This is a genomic window from Aliiroseovarius lamellibrachiae (assembly GCF_018599245.1).
Taxonomy (GTDB): domain Bacteria; phylum Pseudomonadota; class Alphaproteobacteria; order Rhodobacterales; family Rhodobacteraceae; genus Aliiroseovarius; species Aliiroseovarius lamellibrachiae.
In genome coordinates this window covers 18,035-34,892 of record NZ_JAHEVJ010000001.1, presented here as the reverse complement: position 1 = coordinate 34,892, position 16,858 = coordinate 18,035, and the positions used below count along the sequence as shown (strand labels likewise).

The 16,858-nt window shown below is 56.7% G+C and carries 20 protein-coding genes; 4 read left to right on the top strand and 16 right to left on the bottom strand.

All coding sequences use genetic code 11. The features are described from left to right. Positions 1-61: 61 nt before the first annotated feature. From KKW20_RS00250 to KKW20_RS00235, 4 genes are read left to right on the top strand one after another with little or no spacing between them, the layout of a single operon-like run. Positions 62-856, top strand: a complete 795-nt coding sequence (locus tag KKW20_RS00250; protein ID WP_214565113.1) for a sterol desaturase family protein — start codon at positions 62-64, stop codon at positions 854-856. Beyond that, complete coding sequence (locus tag KKW20_RS00245) at positions 853-1,491, top strand: ferredoxin (protein ID WP_214565112.1); 639 nt, start codon at positions 853-855, stop codon at positions 1,489-1,491. The genes KKW20_RS00250 and KKW20_RS00245 overlap by 4 nt, the downstream gene beginning before the upstream one ends. After that, entirely contained in the window at positions 1,488-1,991 is a 504-nt protein-coding gene (locus KKW20_RS00240; RefSeq protein WP_214565110.1) for a SixA phosphatase family protein, read from the top strand. The genes KKW20_RS00245 and KKW20_RS00240 overlap by 4 nt, the downstream gene beginning before the upstream one ends. Before the next feature lie 21 nt (positions 1,992-2,012). Further along, the gene (locus tag KKW20_RS00235; RefSeq protein ID WP_214565108.1) at positions 2,013-2,384 is read left to right on the top strand and encodes a GFA family protein; all 372 of its coding nucleotides are present in this window, start codon (positions 2,013-2,015) and stop codon (positions 2,382-2,384) included. 391 nt (positions 2,385-2,775) lie between these two features. Here the strand turns inward: KKW20_RS00235 and KKW20_RS00230 are convergent, their stop codons facing one another. The 16 genes from KKW20_RS00230 to rpsM all read right to left on the bottom strand — a co-directional run bounded on the left by KKW20_RS00230 (position 2,776) and on the right by rpsM (position 16,837). Further along, positions 2,776-3,561 carry an amino acid ABC transporter ATP-binding protein gene (locus KKW20_RS00230; protein WP_214565106.1) on the bottom strand — a complete coding sequence of 262 codons (786 nt, stop codon included), beginning with the start codon at positions 3,559-3,561 and terminating at the stop codon, positions 2,776-2,778. Positions 3,562-3,572: 11 nt separating this feature from the next. Next, a complete protein-coding gene (locus tag KKW20_RS00225) occupies positions 3,573-5,063 on the bottom strand; it encodes an amino acid ABC transporter permease (RefSeq protein WP_214565104.1) in 1,491 nt (496 codons plus the stop codon). Between the two features lies 1 nt (position 5,064). Next, the gene (locus KKW20_RS00220; protein WP_214565102.1) at positions 5,065-6,327 is read right to left on the bottom strand and encodes an amino acid ABC transporter permease; all 1,263 of its coding nucleotides are present in this window, start codon (positions 6,325-6,327) and stop codon (positions 5,065-5,067) included. 123 nt (positions 6,328-6,450) lie between these two features. Then, positions 6,451-7,470 (bottom strand): amino acid ABC transporter substrate-binding protein, encoded by a 1,020-nt coding sequence (locus KKW20_RS00215; protein WP_214565100.1) that lies wholly within the window; start codon positions 7,468-7,470, stop codon positions 6,451-6,453. 232 nt (positions 7,471-7,702) lie between these two features. After that, positions 7,703-8,413, bottom strand: a complete 711-nt coding sequence (locus KKW20_RS00210) for an ATP12 family chaperone protein (protein ID WP_214565098.1) — start codon at positions 8,411-8,413, stop codon at positions 7,703-7,705. Further along, positions 8,410-9,093, bottom strand: coding sequence for an HAD-IA family hydrolase (locus KKW20_RS00205; RefSeq protein WP_214565096.1), 684 nt, complete (start codon positions 9,091-9,093; stop codon positions 8,410-8,412). The genes KKW20_RS00210 and KKW20_RS00205 overlap by 4 nt, the downstream gene beginning before the upstream one ends. A gap of 18 nt (positions 9,094-9,111) precedes the next feature. Continuing rightward, positions 9,112-10,161, bottom strand: coding sequence for an RluA family pseudouridine synthase (locus KKW20_RS00200; protein ID WP_214565094.1), 1,050 nt, complete (start codon positions 10,159-10,161; stop codon positions 9,112-9,114). Beyond that, complete coding sequence (gene crcB, locus KKW20_RS00195) at positions 10,158-10,535, bottom strand: fluoride efflux transporter CrcB (RefSeq protein ID WP_214565092.1); 378 nt, start codon at positions 10,533-10,535, stop codon at positions 10,158-10,160. The genes KKW20_RS00200 and crcB overlap by 4 nt, the downstream gene beginning before the upstream one ends. A gap of 31 nt (positions 10,536-10,566) precedes the next feature. Further along, on the bottom strand, positions 10,567-11,214 hold the full coding sequence (locus KKW20_RS00190) for a cytochrome b/b6 domain-containing protein (RefSeq protein WP_214565090.1): 648 nt from the start codon (positions 11,212-11,214) through the stop codon (positions 10,567-10,569). Positions 11,215-11,253: 39 nt separating this feature from the next. Further along, entirely contained in the window at positions 11,254-12,588 is a 1,335-nt protein-coding gene (locus KKW20_RS00185) for a replication-associated recombination protein A (protein ID WP_214565088.1), read from the bottom strand. Positions 12,589-12,788: 200 nt separating this feature from the next. Next, positions 12,789-13,325 carry an acyl-homoserine-lactone synthase gene (locus tag KKW20_RS00180; RefSeq protein ID WP_343207536.1) on the bottom strand — a complete coding sequence of 179 codons (537 nt, stop codon included), beginning with the start codon at positions 13,323-13,325 and terminating at the stop codon, positions 12,789-12,791. Between the two features lie 94 nt (positions 13,326-13,419). After that, positions 13,420-14,031, bottom strand: a complete 612-nt coding sequence (locus KKW20_RS00175; protein WP_214565084.1) for an autoinducer binding domain-containing protein — start codon at positions 14,029-14,031, stop codon at positions 13,420-13,422. Between the two features lie 240 nt (positions 14,032-14,271). Then, positions 14,272-14,694, bottom strand: coding sequence for a 50S ribosomal protein L17 (rplQ, locus tag KKW20_RS00170; protein WP_214565082.1), 423 nt, complete (start codon positions 14,692-14,694; stop codon positions 14,272-14,274). Between the two features lie 235 nt (positions 14,695-14,929). Then, entirely contained in the window at positions 14,930-15,946 is a 1,017-nt protein-coding gene (locus KKW20_RS00165) for a DNA-directed RNA polymerase subunit alpha (RefSeq protein WP_214565081.1), read from the bottom strand. Between the two features lie 114 nt (positions 15,947-16,060). Then, on the bottom strand, positions 16,061-16,453 hold the full coding sequence (rpsK, locus tag KKW20_RS00160) for a 30S ribosomal protein S11 (protein WP_214565080.1): 393 nt from the start codon (positions 16,451-16,453) through the stop codon (positions 16,061-16,063). A gap of 15 nt (positions 16,454-16,468) precedes the next feature. Then, the gene (gene rpsM / locus KKW20_RS00155) at positions 16,469-16,837 is read right to left on the bottom strand and encodes a 30S ribosomal protein S13 (protein ID WP_214565079.1); all 369 of its coding nucleotides are present in this window, start codon (positions 16,835-16,837) and stop codon (positions 16,469-16,471) included. Positions 16,838-16,858: the final 21 nt, after the last annotated feature.

The following is a 16,858-nucleotide window of genomic DNA, read 5'->3' as shown; positions in this document are numbered from 1 at the left end:
GACGTCATTTGGTCGCAAATTTGTGCATTGCGTCCCAACAGATTGCGCCTAGGTTAGCCTCATGGAAAACGAAGCGCTTATCCGGCTGGCGGCCTTTTTGGGTCTGTTTGCCCTGTTCACCCTGATTGAAACACTGGCCCCCCGGCGCGGGCGGGCTTTGTCGCGCACCCAGCGTTGGACCACGAATTTCGCGATTATCGTCATCGACAGCCTGACCACCCGCGTGATGGCCGTGTTTCTGCCACTGCTGGCGGTGGGGGCGGCGCTGGATGCCGGTACGCAAGGCTGGGGGATATTGAACCTCGTGTCCCTGCCCAGTTGGGTATCGGTGATTTTGGCGATGATCATTCTGGATTTTGCGATCTGGTTTCAGCACATGGTGTTTCACAAGGTGCCGGTGTTGTGGCGATTGCACCGGGTGCATCATGCGGACCGCGATATTGATGTCTCGACCGCGTTGCGCTTTCATCCCATTGAAATTGCAGCCTCAATGCTGATTAAAATCGGCGTTGTCTACCTGATCGGCGCGCCCGCGCTTGGGGTGATCCTGTTTGAAATTGTGCTGAATGGGTCGGCGATGTTCAACCACGCCAATATGCGCCTGCCGCTGGGTGTCGACCGCATCTTGCGCCAAATTCTGGTCACGCCTGACATGCACCGCGTGCATCATTCAGTGCACCGGGACGAAACAGACAGCAACTATGGGTTTTGCCTGTCGATCTGGGATCGGATCTTTCGCACCTATACTGATCAGCCGCGCGATGGTCATGATGAGATGGTGATTGGGCTTGAGTGGCAGGATGAGAAGCCCGGTAAATTGGGGTGGAGCCTGATGCTTCCGTTTCAAAAGAAATGACCGCGCCTGCGAGCTTGGGTGAGATCACAAAAGCCGCCCAAGCGGTGCAGCTTGATGTGTTTGGCGCTCTGCATGAGGGGGCTGACACGGTGCTTTTGCTGGGGCCGCATGAGCCGGGATTTTGGGCCGTGTTCTCATCCGCGCCTGAGGCCGGTGACGGCGCGCCGGACCCGATGGATCGTTGGTCAAAGCGGGTGATCGCGCCTTTGGCACAGCAATTTGGGGGCACAGCGCTGTTCCCGTCAGACGGCCCACCCTATGCACCGTTTTTCAGCTGGGCGATGCAGTCAGGCCGCGCGTGGCAATCGCCCGTCACCTTGTTGGTGCATGATCGCGCCGGGTTGTGGGTCAGCTTTCGCGGGGCGTTGCGCCTGCCCTATCTGTTGGATCTGCCCGCCACGCCCACGCCCCCTTGCACCACCTGCACCGCCCCGTGTCAAACCGCCTGCCCGGTGGGGGCATTGAACGGCGATGGGTATGATGTTGCGCGATGTCACGCCCATCTCGACACAAAAGAGGGCAAGGCCTGTCTGACGCAGGGGTGTTTGGTGCGATCTGTTTGCCCTGTGTCACAAACCTATGGCAGGCTGGCGGAGCAATCCCATTTTCACATGAAAGCGTTTCATCCGACATGACCCTGACCCTGATCCTGACCCGCCACGCAAAATCCAGTTGGGGAGACGCCGATCTGGCCGACCATGACCGCCCGCTGAACAAGCGGGGGCGCGCCTCAGCCAAGGCCATTGGGCGCTGGATGGCGGATCATGGCCTGGTCCCGGATGAGGTGCTGTGCTCGGGCGCTTTGCGCACCCGCCAGACATGGACACATATTGCCGAGACGATGGTGGGTGACCCAGAGGCGCAGTTCACAGATGCGCTTTATCTGGCCGACGCGGACGCGATGCGCAACGTGCTGGCGATGGCAGAGGGCAAGACCGTGATGATGGTCGCGCATAACCCCGGCTCTGCCTATATGGCGCGCAAATTGGTGGCTGAGACGCCCAATCATGAGAAGTTCAGCCACTATCCAACGGGTGCCACAGCGGTGATTGAATTTGACGCCGACGATTGGTCACAGGTGCAATGGAAAAGCGGTCGTGTGGTCGAATTTGTGGTGCCGCGCGAGCTGATTTAGGATCAAGGGGGCACGCGTCAGATGGAACAGCATTCGGGTGGATGTCTTTGCGGGAAACTACGCTTCACCGCCACCGGCGCCCCAGACCGCGTTGGAATATGCCATTGTAATGACTGTCGAAAACACCACGGCGCGCTTTTTTATGCGGCCGCAATCTTTGCGCAAGACGCGGTAGAGATCACCGGGGCCACACAGGAGTTTCATGGGCGACATTTCTGCCCAACCTGTGGTTCATCCGTCTTTGCACGCAGCGGAAATGAGATCGAGTTGCACCTTGGGGCTATGGATGCCCCGGACCAGTTTCAGCCAAGTTATGAATGCTGGACCAAACGACGAGAGAGCTGGTTGCCTGATGTCGCCGGGATCACGCAGTTTAAACGAGACCGGCATTAGGATCGCAACACATAGGGGCGCTGCCCATGGGCCTTGCAATGGGCTCCGCCCGCTCTTCGGGCAAACGGTCGCCGGGGCCGTTTTAAGACACCCTCGAACCCCCGAGGTATTTTAGGCAAGAAAAAGAGGGCGCGGTTTGCGACCCTCTTTTGCCAAGAGATCCTGTCTCTTTTCCTTGCACGGCCATCGGCGCCTCCGCCTGTACCGTAAGTTCAGCCTGTCAGATCTTGGTTAATCGCACGTTACTTTTTCTTGCCAAAAATACCTTCGCCGAAGGCAAGAAAATCCGCCGAGCGGAGCGAGGCCACCGAAGCGTTAGGGGTGTCGTTCTGGGCAAAAGAAAACGCCCCGCAGCAAGCTCCGGGGCGTTTTAATATCGTGGTCAGCGAGATTACAGGATCTGGCTGAGGAACAATTTGGTGCGTTCGGATTGTGGGTTGTTGAAGAACTCTTCTGGTTCGTTCTGTTCCACAATCTGCCCTTGGTCCATAAAGATCACGCGGTTGGCGACCTCTTTGGCGAAGCCCATTTCGTGGGTCACGCAGAGCATGGTCATGCCTTCTTCTGCGAGTGACACCATGGTTTCCAGCACTTCTTTGATCATCTCGGGGTCAAGCGCCGAGGTGGGTTCATCGAAAAGCATAATGCGCGGCATCATGCACAGCGAACGGGCAATCGCCACACGCTGTTGCTGACCACCTGAAAGCATGCCCGGATATTTATGGGCCTGCTCTGGGATCTTCACTTTTTCAAGGAAATGCATCGCCACTTCTTCCGCCTCTTTACGGGGCGTCTTGCGCACCCAGATGGGGGCCAGCGTGCAGTTTTCCAGAATGGTCAGATGCGGGAAGAGGTTGAAGTGTTGAAACACCATCCCCACTTCGGAACGCACTTTATCGACGTTTTTCAGATCCGAGGTCAGCTCGGTTCCGTCAACGATGATCTGCCCTTCTTGGTGCTCTTCCAGCCGGTTGATACAGCGGATGAGCGTGGATTTACCGGACCCCGAAGGCCCCGCAATAACAATCCGTTCGCCTTCATAGACGGTCAGATCAATGTCGCGCAGTACGTGAAACGCACCGTACCATTTGTTCATCCCACGGATGTCGATGGCAACCTGATCTGACACTTTCATGGCCGAGCGGTCTGCGTGATGGTCGAGAGTAATTGAAGACATACCCTACTCCTTTATTTGTGACCCGTGCGTAGACGACGTTCAAGATACATCGAATAGCGGGACATAGAAAAACAGAACACGAAGAACATGAAGGCGATGAAGCCGTAAAGCTCCCACACCACACCGTTCCACGCCTGATCCGCACGGATGGCATTGGACAGACCCAGCGGGTCCAGAAGGCCGATGATCGACACCAGCACCGTGTCTTTGAAGACGCCGATGAAGGTTGAAACGATCCCCGGGATAGAGATCTTGAGGGCTTGCGGCATGATGATCAGCCGTTGTGCCTTCCAGTAATCAAGTCCCAGCGCGTCCGCGGCCTCATATTGGCCTTTTGGAAGCGCGGCCAGACCACCCCGCACCACCTCTGCCATATAGGCCGAGGCAAACAGGGTCACCATGATCAGTACCCGAAGGATGATGTCAAAATTGGTGCCCGGCGGCAGGAAGATGTTCAGAAGCGTTGAGGCCACAAACAAGAGCGTGATCAGAGGCACACCGCGAATGAACTCGATGAAACCAACAGACAGCGCCTTGACGATCAACAGATCCGACTGACGGCCCAAGGCAAGCACGATCCCGATGGGAAGCGAGATGCCAATGGCGACAACCCCAATGGTGATCGACAGCATAAAGCCACCAAATTTCCGGCTTTCGATTTGTTCCAAAGCGATTGGCAGGATCGCATCCATTGCGCTGGCGAAGGGTCCGATCAAGAACAGCCACCAGACAATCGCCACCAGAACCGAGATGATCATCCCGGCCAAGCTGCCGACAGCGGCTGACAGATAGCGATAGGCCAAGCCCGCCAGCACAAACCCAAGGGCTGCGCCAACAAAGACCCAAATGGACCCACCCCACAGAAGGAAGGGCACCACGAAAGGGAAGATCGCGGAAAAGATCAACGGATTGGGCAGGCGTTTTGCCCCTGCTTCAATCTCAGCAGCGCGGGCCGCTTTGTCAGTGCTGAACGCTTTGTAGCCAACAATCACAGCCGCCGCCAGCAGGACCACAACAGTGATCATGCCAAGCGTGCCGCCAACAGCGTAAGCGCCATAAGACAGCGCCACCAGCAACAGCACCCAGTTCATCCGACGCGAGATCATGTTGAAAAGCACCGGAATAACCGCCACGAACAGCAACAAGAAGGCCAGATTTGGACGCCAGCGTTGATCAACAGTGCCGGCCTCTGATCCGTTTGGATAGAACCCATAAAGAAGCTGTTGCCAGCGTTCGTGGATCACACCCCAACAGGCCCCTTCATGGCCGTTCAGGATCTCACGACATTCGTTCAGCGAGCCGCTGTTCCAAGTCGGTGAAAAGAGCCAAGGCAAAAGTGCCGCCAGCACAAAAAAGATCAAGACAAGCGACACGATGGTCAGGATCGAATTGACGACCCCGTTAAACAGGTTTGCTCTTGCCCAGCCCACAAAACCAACCGACGATGCGGGTGGGGTGCGTTCGGGCAACATATCAGAGCGGACATAAGACATATCAGACATATCAGCGCTCCTTCAGCTTCACAGATTCGTTGTACCAGTTCATCACGCTGGAAATTGTCAGCGAGATGGCGAGGTAGACAAGCATCAACAGAAGAACCGTCTCAAGCTCGCGCCCGGTTTGGTTCATGGTGATGCCCCCCAACGTCCCCGTGATGTCCATATACCCAACCGCAATCGCCAAAGACGAGTTTTTGGTCAGGTTGAGATAGTTGGAAATCAGCGGTGGAATGATCACGCGCAAGGCTTGCGGCAGGATCACCAAGGACATGGTGCGATTTGAACGAAGCCCCAATGCGCCAGCCGCCTCGGATTGACCTTTGGAAATCGCCAAAATGCCCGCGCGGACAATCTCGGCAATAAAGGCCGCCGTATAGACGGACAGGGCCAGCCACAGGGCAATCAGCGAGTTGCGCAGATGCGTCCCGCCTTTGAAGTTAAAGCCCTTCAGCTCGGGATATCCCCAGTGCAGGCCCAACAGGACAAGCACAATCGAGGTTGGGATCACCACAACACCCAGACGCCAGTACCATGTGGTCGGACGGGTGCCGGTGGCCTCTTGCGTGTGATCCGCACGGCGTTTGATCAGACCAGAGGTCAGAAGACCGCCGATGAACACCGCCAAAATGGCAATCAAATCAAGACTGACGTCAAACCGAAGGCTGCTGTTCCCAAAGAGATGCAGGTTGCCAAGCGTGTTTGTGAACAATGGCTCTGGGATGTAAATGCCGCGGTTTGTGACCGCAACAGAATCCCAAAGCGACAGTGACGCCTCGCCTTTTCGAAAGGCGCTTGGCGACGGCAATGTCTCGATCAAGATCGCCATGATGAACACAATCCACAACAGCACCGGCACGTTGCGGAACATTTCCACATAAACGGCCGACAGGCGTGAAATGATCCAGTTTGGCGACAGGCGCAGCACGCCAATGATCACGCCCAGAACGGTGGCCGTGATACAGCCCAACGCCGCCACCAACAGCGTGTTCAACAGCCCGATCAGGGCCGCACGCAAATGGGTGTCTTGGTTGGAATATTCTAAAAGTCGCTGGTTGATATCATACCCCGCAGGTTCCCCCATGAACCGGAAACTGGGTTCTTTACCCAGGTCGGTCAGGTTTTGTGCGGTGTTTGAAAAGATCCAGCCGAGAAGCAACAGAAAGCCGATAAGGGCAATAATCTGAATGGTCATCGAGCGGTAGCGGCTGTCGTACAAAAGCATCGACAGACGGAACTGGCCCTGATGAGGGTCTGTAGTCGTTGTCATAAGGACATCCCCGTAGCCTCTGGCATTTTTGTTTTTGTCTGCGCCGTTTCGGCGCGCTCTGCCAGAGTGCGGTCACGTAAAGAAGAAAGGGGCGTGGAATTTCCACGCCCCTTTCAGATGTAATTAGCGGAAGGGTGGTGAGTAAATCAGGCCACCGTCTTGCCACTGAGCGTTCAGGCCACGGGCCAGAGCGATCGGTGTGTCTTCGCCGATGTTTTTCGCAAAGACTTCGCCGTAGTTACCGCCAGCCATAATCGCACGTTTGGCCCATTCAGCATCCAGACCAAGCATTTCGCCCAGGTTGCCTTCGGTACCAAGAATACGGTTGATTTCTGGGTTGTCGCCAGCCGCAGCCGACAATTCACCGATGTTTGCCGATGTGATACCCAGCTCTTCAGCCGAGATCAGCGCGTTCAATGTCCAGCGGACAATGTCGCCCCACTCGTTGTCGCCGTGGCGAACAAGCGGACCAAGTGGCTCTTTCGAAATGATTTCCGGAAGAACAACATGCGCTGATGGATCTTCAAATGTGGCGCGTGTTGCGGCCAGACCCGACGCATCGGTGGTGTAGGTGTCGCACGCACCGGCAAGGTACTGTTGCTGACCTTCAGCGTTGGTTTCGATCGGAACCGGCTCATAGCTGATGTTGTTGGCACGGAAGAAATCGGCCAAGTTCAATTCGGTGGTGGTCCCGGTTTGGATACAAACAGTTGCACCATCCAGTTCTTTCGCCGAGCTGACGCCCATGTCTTTGTGTACCATGAAGCCTTGGCCGTCATAGTAGTTCACACCAACAAATGTGAACTTCAGGTCAGCGTCGCGAGACAGCGTCCAAGTGGTGTTACGCGCCAGCATGTCAACTTCGCCAGATGCCAGCGCGGTGAAACGTGTTTTACCGGTGGTTGGAACGAATTCAACAGCGTTTGCATCGCCAAGAACAGCAGCAGCAACCGCGCGGCAGACCGCAACGTCGAAACCTTCCCAGTTGCCGTTTGCGTCAGGTGCCGCAAAGCCAACAAGGCCGGTGGTCACACCACAGTTCAATTTACCGCGGGCTTTGACATCATCAAGCGTCGCAGCTGCCGAAGCACCAGCAGCAAGTCCGGCGACAGTCAATGCGCCAAGAAATACGGTTTTTTTCATTTTTACCTCTTCCTGAGTTCACCCGATTTTCGGGCATTCTTATCGGCCAAATGGCCGTGGGTCAGTTTGCGAAAGGGCTCTCCCCCCTCTCAGCGTGCCAAGAGTTTGTGCAAATTCATCAGAATTCGTCAAGGGTTACATCGAAAATATAAATACATGACGCAGGGGAAAGCGACAGAATCTGTCAGACGCTAACGTGAGGGTTGCGAAGATTATTGGCAGGGTGACGGATTTATACGGCGCAATGTCGGAAAAAACGGTGGGCATGGATAAATGCGTCGCGTTTCACCGCCGCCTGTTCGGTCGCCAGATCATCCTTGCCCCATTGCTCTTCCTGCCATTTTTCATCAACCCGCGACAGATCCCAGGCCTGTTCTGGCGACAAATGCCCCTCAGAAACCGCAAACCCCAGCACCAAGGATCCGGAAATGGACACAAGATCGTGAAAGGCCGCCAGCTGAAAATGCGAAAAATCATGCACGCGGGCGGTCATCCGGGCCAAATCCTGCGGGTTTTGTGGGGCATGGATCACACCTGCGACCGGGATCAGGCGGACATTTAGGGCCGATTCGGCCCAATCCAGCACCGGATCCCATAGCGCAGATTGGCGGGCAATCAACTCTTCTGGGTTGGTCGCGCGGTAACACAAAAGATCGCTGTCGCCATAGGCCGCCAACATGTCGGCCACCTCGGCAAATTGCGGGACAACCTTGTCGATGGCGGAGTTCGCCATGCGGGTAAACGGCATGGTGTTTGGGTCCACCTTTTCCTCTTGTGCGTCCCATTCCACCGCCATCGCCTCGGCCAATACACGGGTCGGCACCACCAAGGGTGTTTTGGCCGGAGTTTTGATCAAGCGGCCATCCAGGGCGACGGTAAATCCCCCCTCGGTTGCCGCAACTGTGGTCTCTTTCCAAAATCTTTTTGCTGCCCAAGCGCTCATATCTTGCCCCAAATCTGTTCCAGCGCCGGTAAAAGCGCGTCATAAGAATCGACCAGCCGGTCAGCTCCGGCAGAGATCAACGCCTCTGACCCGTGATATCCCCATGTCACACCGATGGTGTGAAACCCGGCCGCGACCCCCATTTCGATGTCAAAACTGGTGTCGCCAATCATCACCGCCTGATGCGCCTCGGCCCCGGTCTCAGACAGGGTCGCGTGAAGCATCGACGGGTGCGGTTTTGACGGGTGGTTGTCCGCCGTCTGACTGGTCAGGAAAAAATGCCCAATGTCATGGGCGTGATAGGCGTGATCAAGGCCCCGTTTGGCTTTACCAGTGGCCACGCCCAACAGCACTTCGTCGCGCTGATGCAACACCTCAAGGGCATTTCGCGCACCGGGATACATCGGGGCGGCCGCCTCGCCCCCTTTTTCGGCACGTAGCTTGATGAACATGTCTTTGTATTGCTGGGTGGCATGGTCCACATCGCGCGCGGACATGTCTGGCACCAAACGGCTGATCGCCTCGTTCAGCGACAGGCCGACGATCGACAGGATTTCGGCGCGGGTTGGTAAGCAAACACCCATGTCGCCAAATGCCCGGTTCATCGCCTCGACGATAAAATCCTGGCTGTCGATCAGCGTGCCATCGACATCAAACACCACCAAACGCAAATCGCTCATGCCCAGTTCCGCCCTGCCCTATTGATCCTGATCTTCAAACGGATCTTCGGCCACATCATTGTCTTTCCAGCCCATATAGTCCCAGGTGCGTTGCATATGGTCGGGCAAGGGGGCGGTGATGGTGATCTCTTTTTTGGTGACGGGATGTTCAAATTTGATGGTGCGCGCGTGCAGGTGCAGTTTCTTGGACAGTTCACCGCCCAGCATCGCGCCCCAACCGTCACCAAGGTTTTCCTGACCGGATCCGCCATATTTGCCGTCGCCCGCAATTGGGTGGCCCAGTTCCGCCATATGCGCGCGCAACTGGTGGGTACGGCCGGTGACCGGCACCATTGCGACCCAAGCACCGCGGGTCGCAAGGGTTGAAAGCACCGCATATTCGGTGGTGGCGCGTTTGGCGTCTGGCGTGCTGTCCACGCGGCGCGGATGCACACAGATCATTTTCTCGCCTTCGCCGCGCCCGCCACCGGGCGCTTTCACAAGCCCCCAACGCAAAGTGCCCCAACGGGGCTGCGGCACACCCGCGACCAAGGCCCAATAAATCTTACGGGTGGTGCGGGCGCGAAAGGCGCGGGTCAGCTCATTTGCCATCTTTTGCGTGCGCGCCAGCAAAAGCACCCCCGAGGTGTCTTTGTCCAAACGGTGCACAAGGCGGGGCTTGTCGTCACGGCCAAACTTCAACGCCTCGGCCAGACCATCCACATGGCGGGTCTGTTTTGACCCCCCCTGGCTGGGCAATCCGGGCGGTTTGTTGATCGCGATGATATGCTCATCCCGATAGAGAACGCAGGATTGGATCATCTTGGCGTCGGCATCCGTGACGCGCGGCTGCGGCTTGGGTTTCACGTCGCCTTCAGCGGGCAGCGGAAAGGGCGGCACGCGGATTTGTGACCCCGGCCCCACGCGGGTTGAGGTTTTCACCTTGGCGCCGTCCACACGGATCTCTCCCTTGCGGCACGCTTTTTCAATGCGCCCCTGCCCCACATGGGGAAACATCCGGCGCACCCAACGATCAATGCGTTGCTCTGCGTCATCCTCGCTCAGTGTCACCACTTGAACCTTGCTCATGCCAACACCATTCGGGTCGCAAATACGCCCGCCACAATCGCCGCCAAAGACAGCCCAACAGATGCCAACACATAGCCCAAGGCCACGCCGTGCTGACCGCGTTCAAACAACGTCAGAGCATCCAGCGAAAACGACGAAAAGGTGGTGAAGCCACCCAACACCCCCACCATCAGAAACGGGGCAAATTGCTGCCCGCCTTTGCGCGCCAGCAGCACCAGCAAAACGCCCATGGCAAAGGATCCCAGCACATTCACGATCATCGTGCCTGCGGGAAAGCCGTGGCCCAAAAGGCGGGTTGCGAAGGTCCCGGTGAGATAGCGCGCGGACGCCCCGAGCGCGCCGCCCAGTGCAACTTGGATAAGATGTGTCATCATGCGGACTGACTGGGCTGAAGTGCGGCTTTTGTCAAGCACTGGGGGACGTCGGCGGGGTGTTTTGCGGGGCGCGCACGTCCGCTTCTCGGACCGCTTTTTGCCCAGTGATCATCGGCGTGACCAAATCTTCGCGTTTCCAAAAGCGGTAATACAGGATCGCAGCGATATGCAGCCCCACCAAGAGCAGCACAACCAGCGACAGCCGGTGATGCCAGCCATTGGCCAAGCGGGCGGTCTCAAACGAGACATATTTCGCAAGCGGCCCCACGTTCAGGAAATCATCAGGGTCCGAGATCAGCCCCGTGGCCACTTGCGCACCCAAAATGGCCAGCAGGCCAAACACCGACAAGGCGCCGATTGGGTTGTGACCGGGCCAATAGCTGGGCCTGCGTTTGGGCAAAGTAGCCGCATACGCCAGCGTCTTTTTCGGACCAAACAGGAAATGGGAAAAGCGCGCGGGATTGGGCCCGACGCCCCCCCAGATCAGGCGAAACGCCAACAGGCCAATCACCGCGTAACCGAGGTACATATGAAGCGTCATGATCGCCGGGCCAAATTTTCCAAGACCCCATGTCACGATCACAGCCGCGGCCAGCGCCCAATGAAACACCCGCAACGCCGGATCCCAGATCCGCACCCGTGACACCCCCTCAGGAAGCTCGTCATCTTGCTGTTTCATCACACATCTCCGTCGTCACATGGCGCACAAATCTGGCGCTTAATCCGGGCGTTTGGCACGCAGCTTGGCAAAATAATCGACGCGCTTTTTCAACTCGCGTTCAAACCCGCGTTCCACCGGGAAATAATAGACCCCGCGTTTCATCGTCTCGGGGAAGTAATTCTGGCCCGAAAACCCGTCGGGCGCATCGTGGTCATAGGCATAACCTGCACCATATCCCTGATCTTCCATCAAGGCGGTGGGCGCGTTCAGAATATGTTTGGGTGGCGGTTCGGATCCGGTTTTCTGTGCGGCCCGGCGCGCGGCTTTGATGCCCACATACACCGCGTTGGATTTCGGCGCGAGGGCGAGGTAGACGGCGGCATTGGCCAAGGCAAGCTCGCCTTCCGGGCTGCCCAGCCGTTCATAGGTTTGCCAGGCGTTCAGACAGACGGTGTTGGCCTGCGGGTCGGCCATGCCAATATCTTCGGTCGACATCATCGTCAGACGACGCGCCAAAAAGCGCGGGTCTTCGCCGCCCTCGAGCATGCGCGCCAGCCAATAAAGGGCGGCGTCCGGGTCAGAGCCGCGAATGGATTTATGCAAGGCGGAAATCAGATTGTAATGCTCATCGCCGGATTTGTCATAAACCGCCGCGCGTTTCATCAATCGCGTCGACAGGGCATCCTTGGTCAGCTTGCCGCCGTTTTCGGGACGGATTTTCCACGCCATGACCTGTTCGATCAGGTTCAAAAGCGCGCGCCCATCCCCGTCGGCCATTTCCAATAACGCCTCGCGCGCGGGGCCATCCAAAGGTAAGGGGCGGTTCAATTCCTGTTCGGCCCGTTGCGCAAGCCGTTCCAGATCACCAAGCGTGAGGCGCGTCAGCACCAGAACCTGCGAGCGGCTGAGCACAGCGGCATTGAGCTCAAACGAGGGGTTTTCCGTGGTCGCCCCCACCAAAAGGATGGTGCCGTCTTCCATATAGGGCAGAAAGCCGTCTTGCTGGGCTTTGTTGAAACGGTGGATTTCGTCCACAAACAGCAAGGTGCCCTGCCCGTTTTGGCGACGGATTTTGGCGGCCTCAAACACTTTGCGCAGGTCGGAAATACCCGAGAAAATCGCGCTGATCTGCACAAAATGCAGGTCGGTTTCATGGGCCAAAAGGCGCGCGATCGTGGTTTTGCCCACGCCGGGCGGGCCCCAAAAAATCAGCGAGCCAAGCGCGCCGGCGGCCAGCATCACCCCCAAGGGGGCCTCTGGTCCGATCACCTGTTCCTGCCCAATCACCTCGCACAAGGTTTGCGGGCGCAGACGATCCGCCAGCGGGCGCGGAGCCTCGCGTCCGGTACGATCAGATGCCTCTTGGGCGGTGGTTTCAAACAGGTCAGCCATAGCGCCACAGTAGGCACCCGGCCCCGGTGTGAAAAGCGCAAAACGCACGCGCGGCGAGGATCACTTTCTGCCGCCGACCCCCGCCGGCATTTGTCCCGCGAAAGCGGTCCCAGTTTTCATAGACGCATCTGCCATCGCTTTTCGCGTTTGAGCGCAGCGAAAGGCCGCGAACAACCGCGTCAATATCAACTGAAAGCGCCCTAGTGAAGCGCGGGGCGCAGATACATATGGATCGCTTGGTTGACGGTGCCGCCAATTTCCAGCGGGGGACCCACATGTTCGGTCTCATAGCCCAGCATACGCATCCAGCGTTTCCACGCCCGCGGGCAAAGCGCCAGAATTTCGCTGGCGCCATTACATTGCGCGGTGTGTACCATTTCGCCAATCAGGCTTTTCTGAATGTGGCCGCGATCTGCGGCGGGCACATCCTGTGCGATAAACACCCGCGAGCTTTCCCAGATATGTTCCGCCACCGGGGCCGCATCATAAAGGATGCCGACCGGGATGGATTGCAACAGGCCCAGCTGGGCGTCGCGGATCATATAGCTGTACATCCCGCATTTGGCTGTGGTTGGGGTCAGACGGATCCCGGCCAAGACCCGACCCTCCTTGTGCACAGCAATCCAACGGCTTTGCGGTGTGTCATATTGATCGAACTCCATCCCATCCGTTTCCGGCAGATCCCAGTTCTCTTGCACAATAAAGCATTCGCGACGGGCCTTGAGAATATTGCTCAACAGCGCCCCATGCGTATGCATGTTCTGGAATGATATTGTCGTCGTTTGCATCCTAGCCTCCACGGTTGGTGAACCTCATGAGACCGCGCGACTGTCAGAGCAAATTATACTCCTGCGCTCGTTGAATCGCCTCGGCCGTGGTGCGCACGAAAAGACGTTCACGCGCGCTGCGCAAACGGGCCTTAAGTGCACTTTCCGATATCCCCAAAAGAGCGGCCGCCTCGGTGTGGCGGCTGCCTTTGGCGATAAGCCTCAGCGCCATTCGTTGAGCTGATGTCAATTGTTCAGGGGGGGTCGATTTCACATGCAAATCCTGCACGATATCCTGGATCGCTGCGATTTCAGCATCGGTGTATTCCCGATCCCCGCGGGCAAAGCCGCCGATGGTTCGTGACGATGTGGGGCCAAATGACACCGCAACCCCGTAGGTCAACCCGAAGCTGGCCGCCTGTCCCAAGATGTCGTGTGGATCAGGCAGGTCAAGCGCGCTCCAACGGATTGCGCCTTCTGTGCCAAATCCCCAAAACACCATAGGATCCGCGAGCATATACCCTTTTTCGGTATAAATTTCGGTCCAACGGGCATCATAGGTCTGGATCATAAGGTGGGCCGAGGCAAAACGGATATGTAACCCCAAGGCATAGCCCTTGGGTGACAAGTCAGCCAATTTGGCCAGCCCTTGATCAAGTCCTTGTACGTCACTCATCGTTTGAGATCATCCCTGACATGGTAGAGGCCTATCCTTTTAGACAGGCCCATTGTTGTCAAACAACCTATAATAGTAAAGCGTTGATACAAGTTTCGTTAAAATCGTAATTATTTCTTTTGTCCAGTCAAACCCGTGTTCTGAACATCGAAACGGCGATTTTTTGCGCGACCGCTTTGCCAAACATGACACAAAAAAAGCCCCGCCAAAAGGCGAGGCTTTTGGGTTACATGGGTAACCTTATTCTTCGTCGGCTGCTTCGAAAGCTTCCAGACGGGCACGGTCAGCGGCGCCTTTGGCGTCGGCATCACGGTCCACAAATTCGATGATCGCCATCGGTGCCATGTCGCCATAACGGAAACCAGCTTTCAGCACGCGAACGTAACCACCTTGACGGTCCGCAAAGCGTGGGCCCAGAACGTCGAACAATTTCGCAACATGCATGTCTTGTTTCAGACGTGCGTTGGCTTGACGACGGGCGTGCAGATCGCCGCGTTTCGCCAGCGTGATCATTTTTTCAATGATCGGACGCAGTTCTTTTGCTTTTGGCAAAGTGGTTTTGATTTGCTCGTGCTCGATCAACGAGCCGGCCATGTTTGCGAACATCGCTTTGCGGTGTTCGTGGGTCCGGTTCAGGCGACGGTAGCCTTTTGCGTGACGCATGTTTCTTATCCTTCATTTGGTGCTCTTGAATGAGCGGTGCTTTGTCTGAGAACCGATGCGTGTCGGTCCCTCTCCTTGGGGCAGGATCGCCCGGGTGTGAAATCCTTATGATTTCGCACCTATTCCCCACCAGTGTGGGCATTGATGCGCGCATTCCCGAACCGGAAAACCGGTCCCCTTGTCGTGGGAATGCGCACGGGGGCCGCTTTACGCCGCCCCCGGTCGTCTGTCAATCTTAGAACTGGTCTTCGAATTTCTTCGCCAGATCTTCGATGTTTTCTGGTGGCCATTCTTCGACATCCATGCCGAGGTGCAGACCCATGCCCGAAAGCACTTCTTTGATCTCATTAAGCGACTTGCGGCCAAAGTTTGGCGTGCGCAGCATCTCTGCTTCGGTTTTCTGGATCAGATCCCCGATATAGACGATGTTGTCGTTCTTGAGACAGTTTGCCGAACGCACAGACAGCTCCAGCTCGTCCACTTTCTTCAACAGAAGCGGGTTGAACTCGAGACCATCATCTTCGTCCTGACGGCTTGCTGATTCAGGCTCGTCAAAGTTCACGAAGATCGACAGTTGATCTTGCAGAATGCGCGCAGCATAGGCCACGGCGTCATCTGGTGTGACCGACCCATCGGTTTCCAGCTTCAGCGTCAGTTTGTCATAGTCGAGAACCTGACCTTCACGGGTGGGCTGTACGTCATAGCTGACTTTTTTCACGGGCGAATAAATCGCATCGACCGGGATCAGGCCAATTGGCGCGTCTTCCGGTTTGTTTTTGTCAGCGGCCACATAGCCTTTGCCGGTGTTCACAGTCAGTTCCATGAACAAATCAGCGCCGTCATCCAGGTGACAGATCACATGTTCTTTGTTCAGGATCTCAATGCCAGCGCTTTCCGAGATGTCACCAGCGGTAACAACCAGTGGGCCTTTGGCAGAAATTGACAGACGCTTGGGGCCTTCAACTTCCATGTCGATGGCAACGCCTTTGAGGTTCAGGATCACGTCGGTCACGTCTTCACGGACACCCGCGATCGAGCTGAACTCGTGCAGAACATTGTCAATCTGTACCGATGTGATGGCCGCACCTTGCAGCGAGCTCATCAAAACGCGACGCAGCGCGTTGCCAAGCGTCAGACCAAAGCCGCGTTCCAGCGGTTCGGCAATCACAGTTGCCTGGCGTGCTGGGTCGTTGCCCGGCTTCACTTCCAGCTGCGTTGGCTTGATCAGCTCAGCCCAATTTTTATGGATCATGTGTCCCTCCATTCCAGTCCCGTCCCCATGTCCGTAAGGGCAGGACGCCCGAGGTTAAAAATGACAAAAAGCCGGGCCACGGATAAGTCCGTGCCCCGGCAAATAGTGCGGTGCTTAAACGCGGCGGCGTTTAGGCGGACGGCAACCGTTGTGGGCCATCGGGGTTACATCACGGATCGAGGTGATGTTGAAACCGATCGCAGCCAACGCGCGCAAAGCTGACTCGCGGCCCGAACCGGGGCCTTGAACTTCAACTTCAAGCGTTTTAACGCCGTGCTCTTGTGCTTTTTTACCAGCATCCTCAGCAGCCATCTGAGCGGCATAAGGTGTCGATTTACGCGACCCTTTAAAGCCCATGGTGCCAGCAGACGACCACGAAATGGCGTTGCCTTGCACATCAGAGATGAGGATTTTGGTGTTGTTGAACGACGAGTTAACGTGCGCAACACCAGAGGCAATATTCTTGCGCTCTTTTTTCTTTTGACGAGTTGTTTTATCGCGTGCCATTGATCAAACCCTCCCTTACTTCTTCTTACCAGCGATGGCCTTTGCGGGGCCTTTGCGGGTACGAGCGTTGGTGTGAGTACGCTGACCGCGTACAGGAAGGTTGCGACGGTGGCGAAGGCCACGGTACGCGCCCAGATCCATCAAACGTTTGATGTTCATCTGAACTTCACGACGAAGGTCGCCTTCTACGGTGTAGGTCGCGTCGATATGCTCGCGAATGGCGAGGATTTCAGCGTCCGACAGTTCGTTAACACGACGGGTGACGTCGATATTAACGGCTTCGCAGATAGCAGCGGCCGATGTGTGGCCAATACCAGTGATATATGTCAGGGCGATCGGGACCCGTTTATGGGTCGGGATGTTAACGCCGGCGATACGTGCCAAGTGTTATGTTCCTTTTGGTTG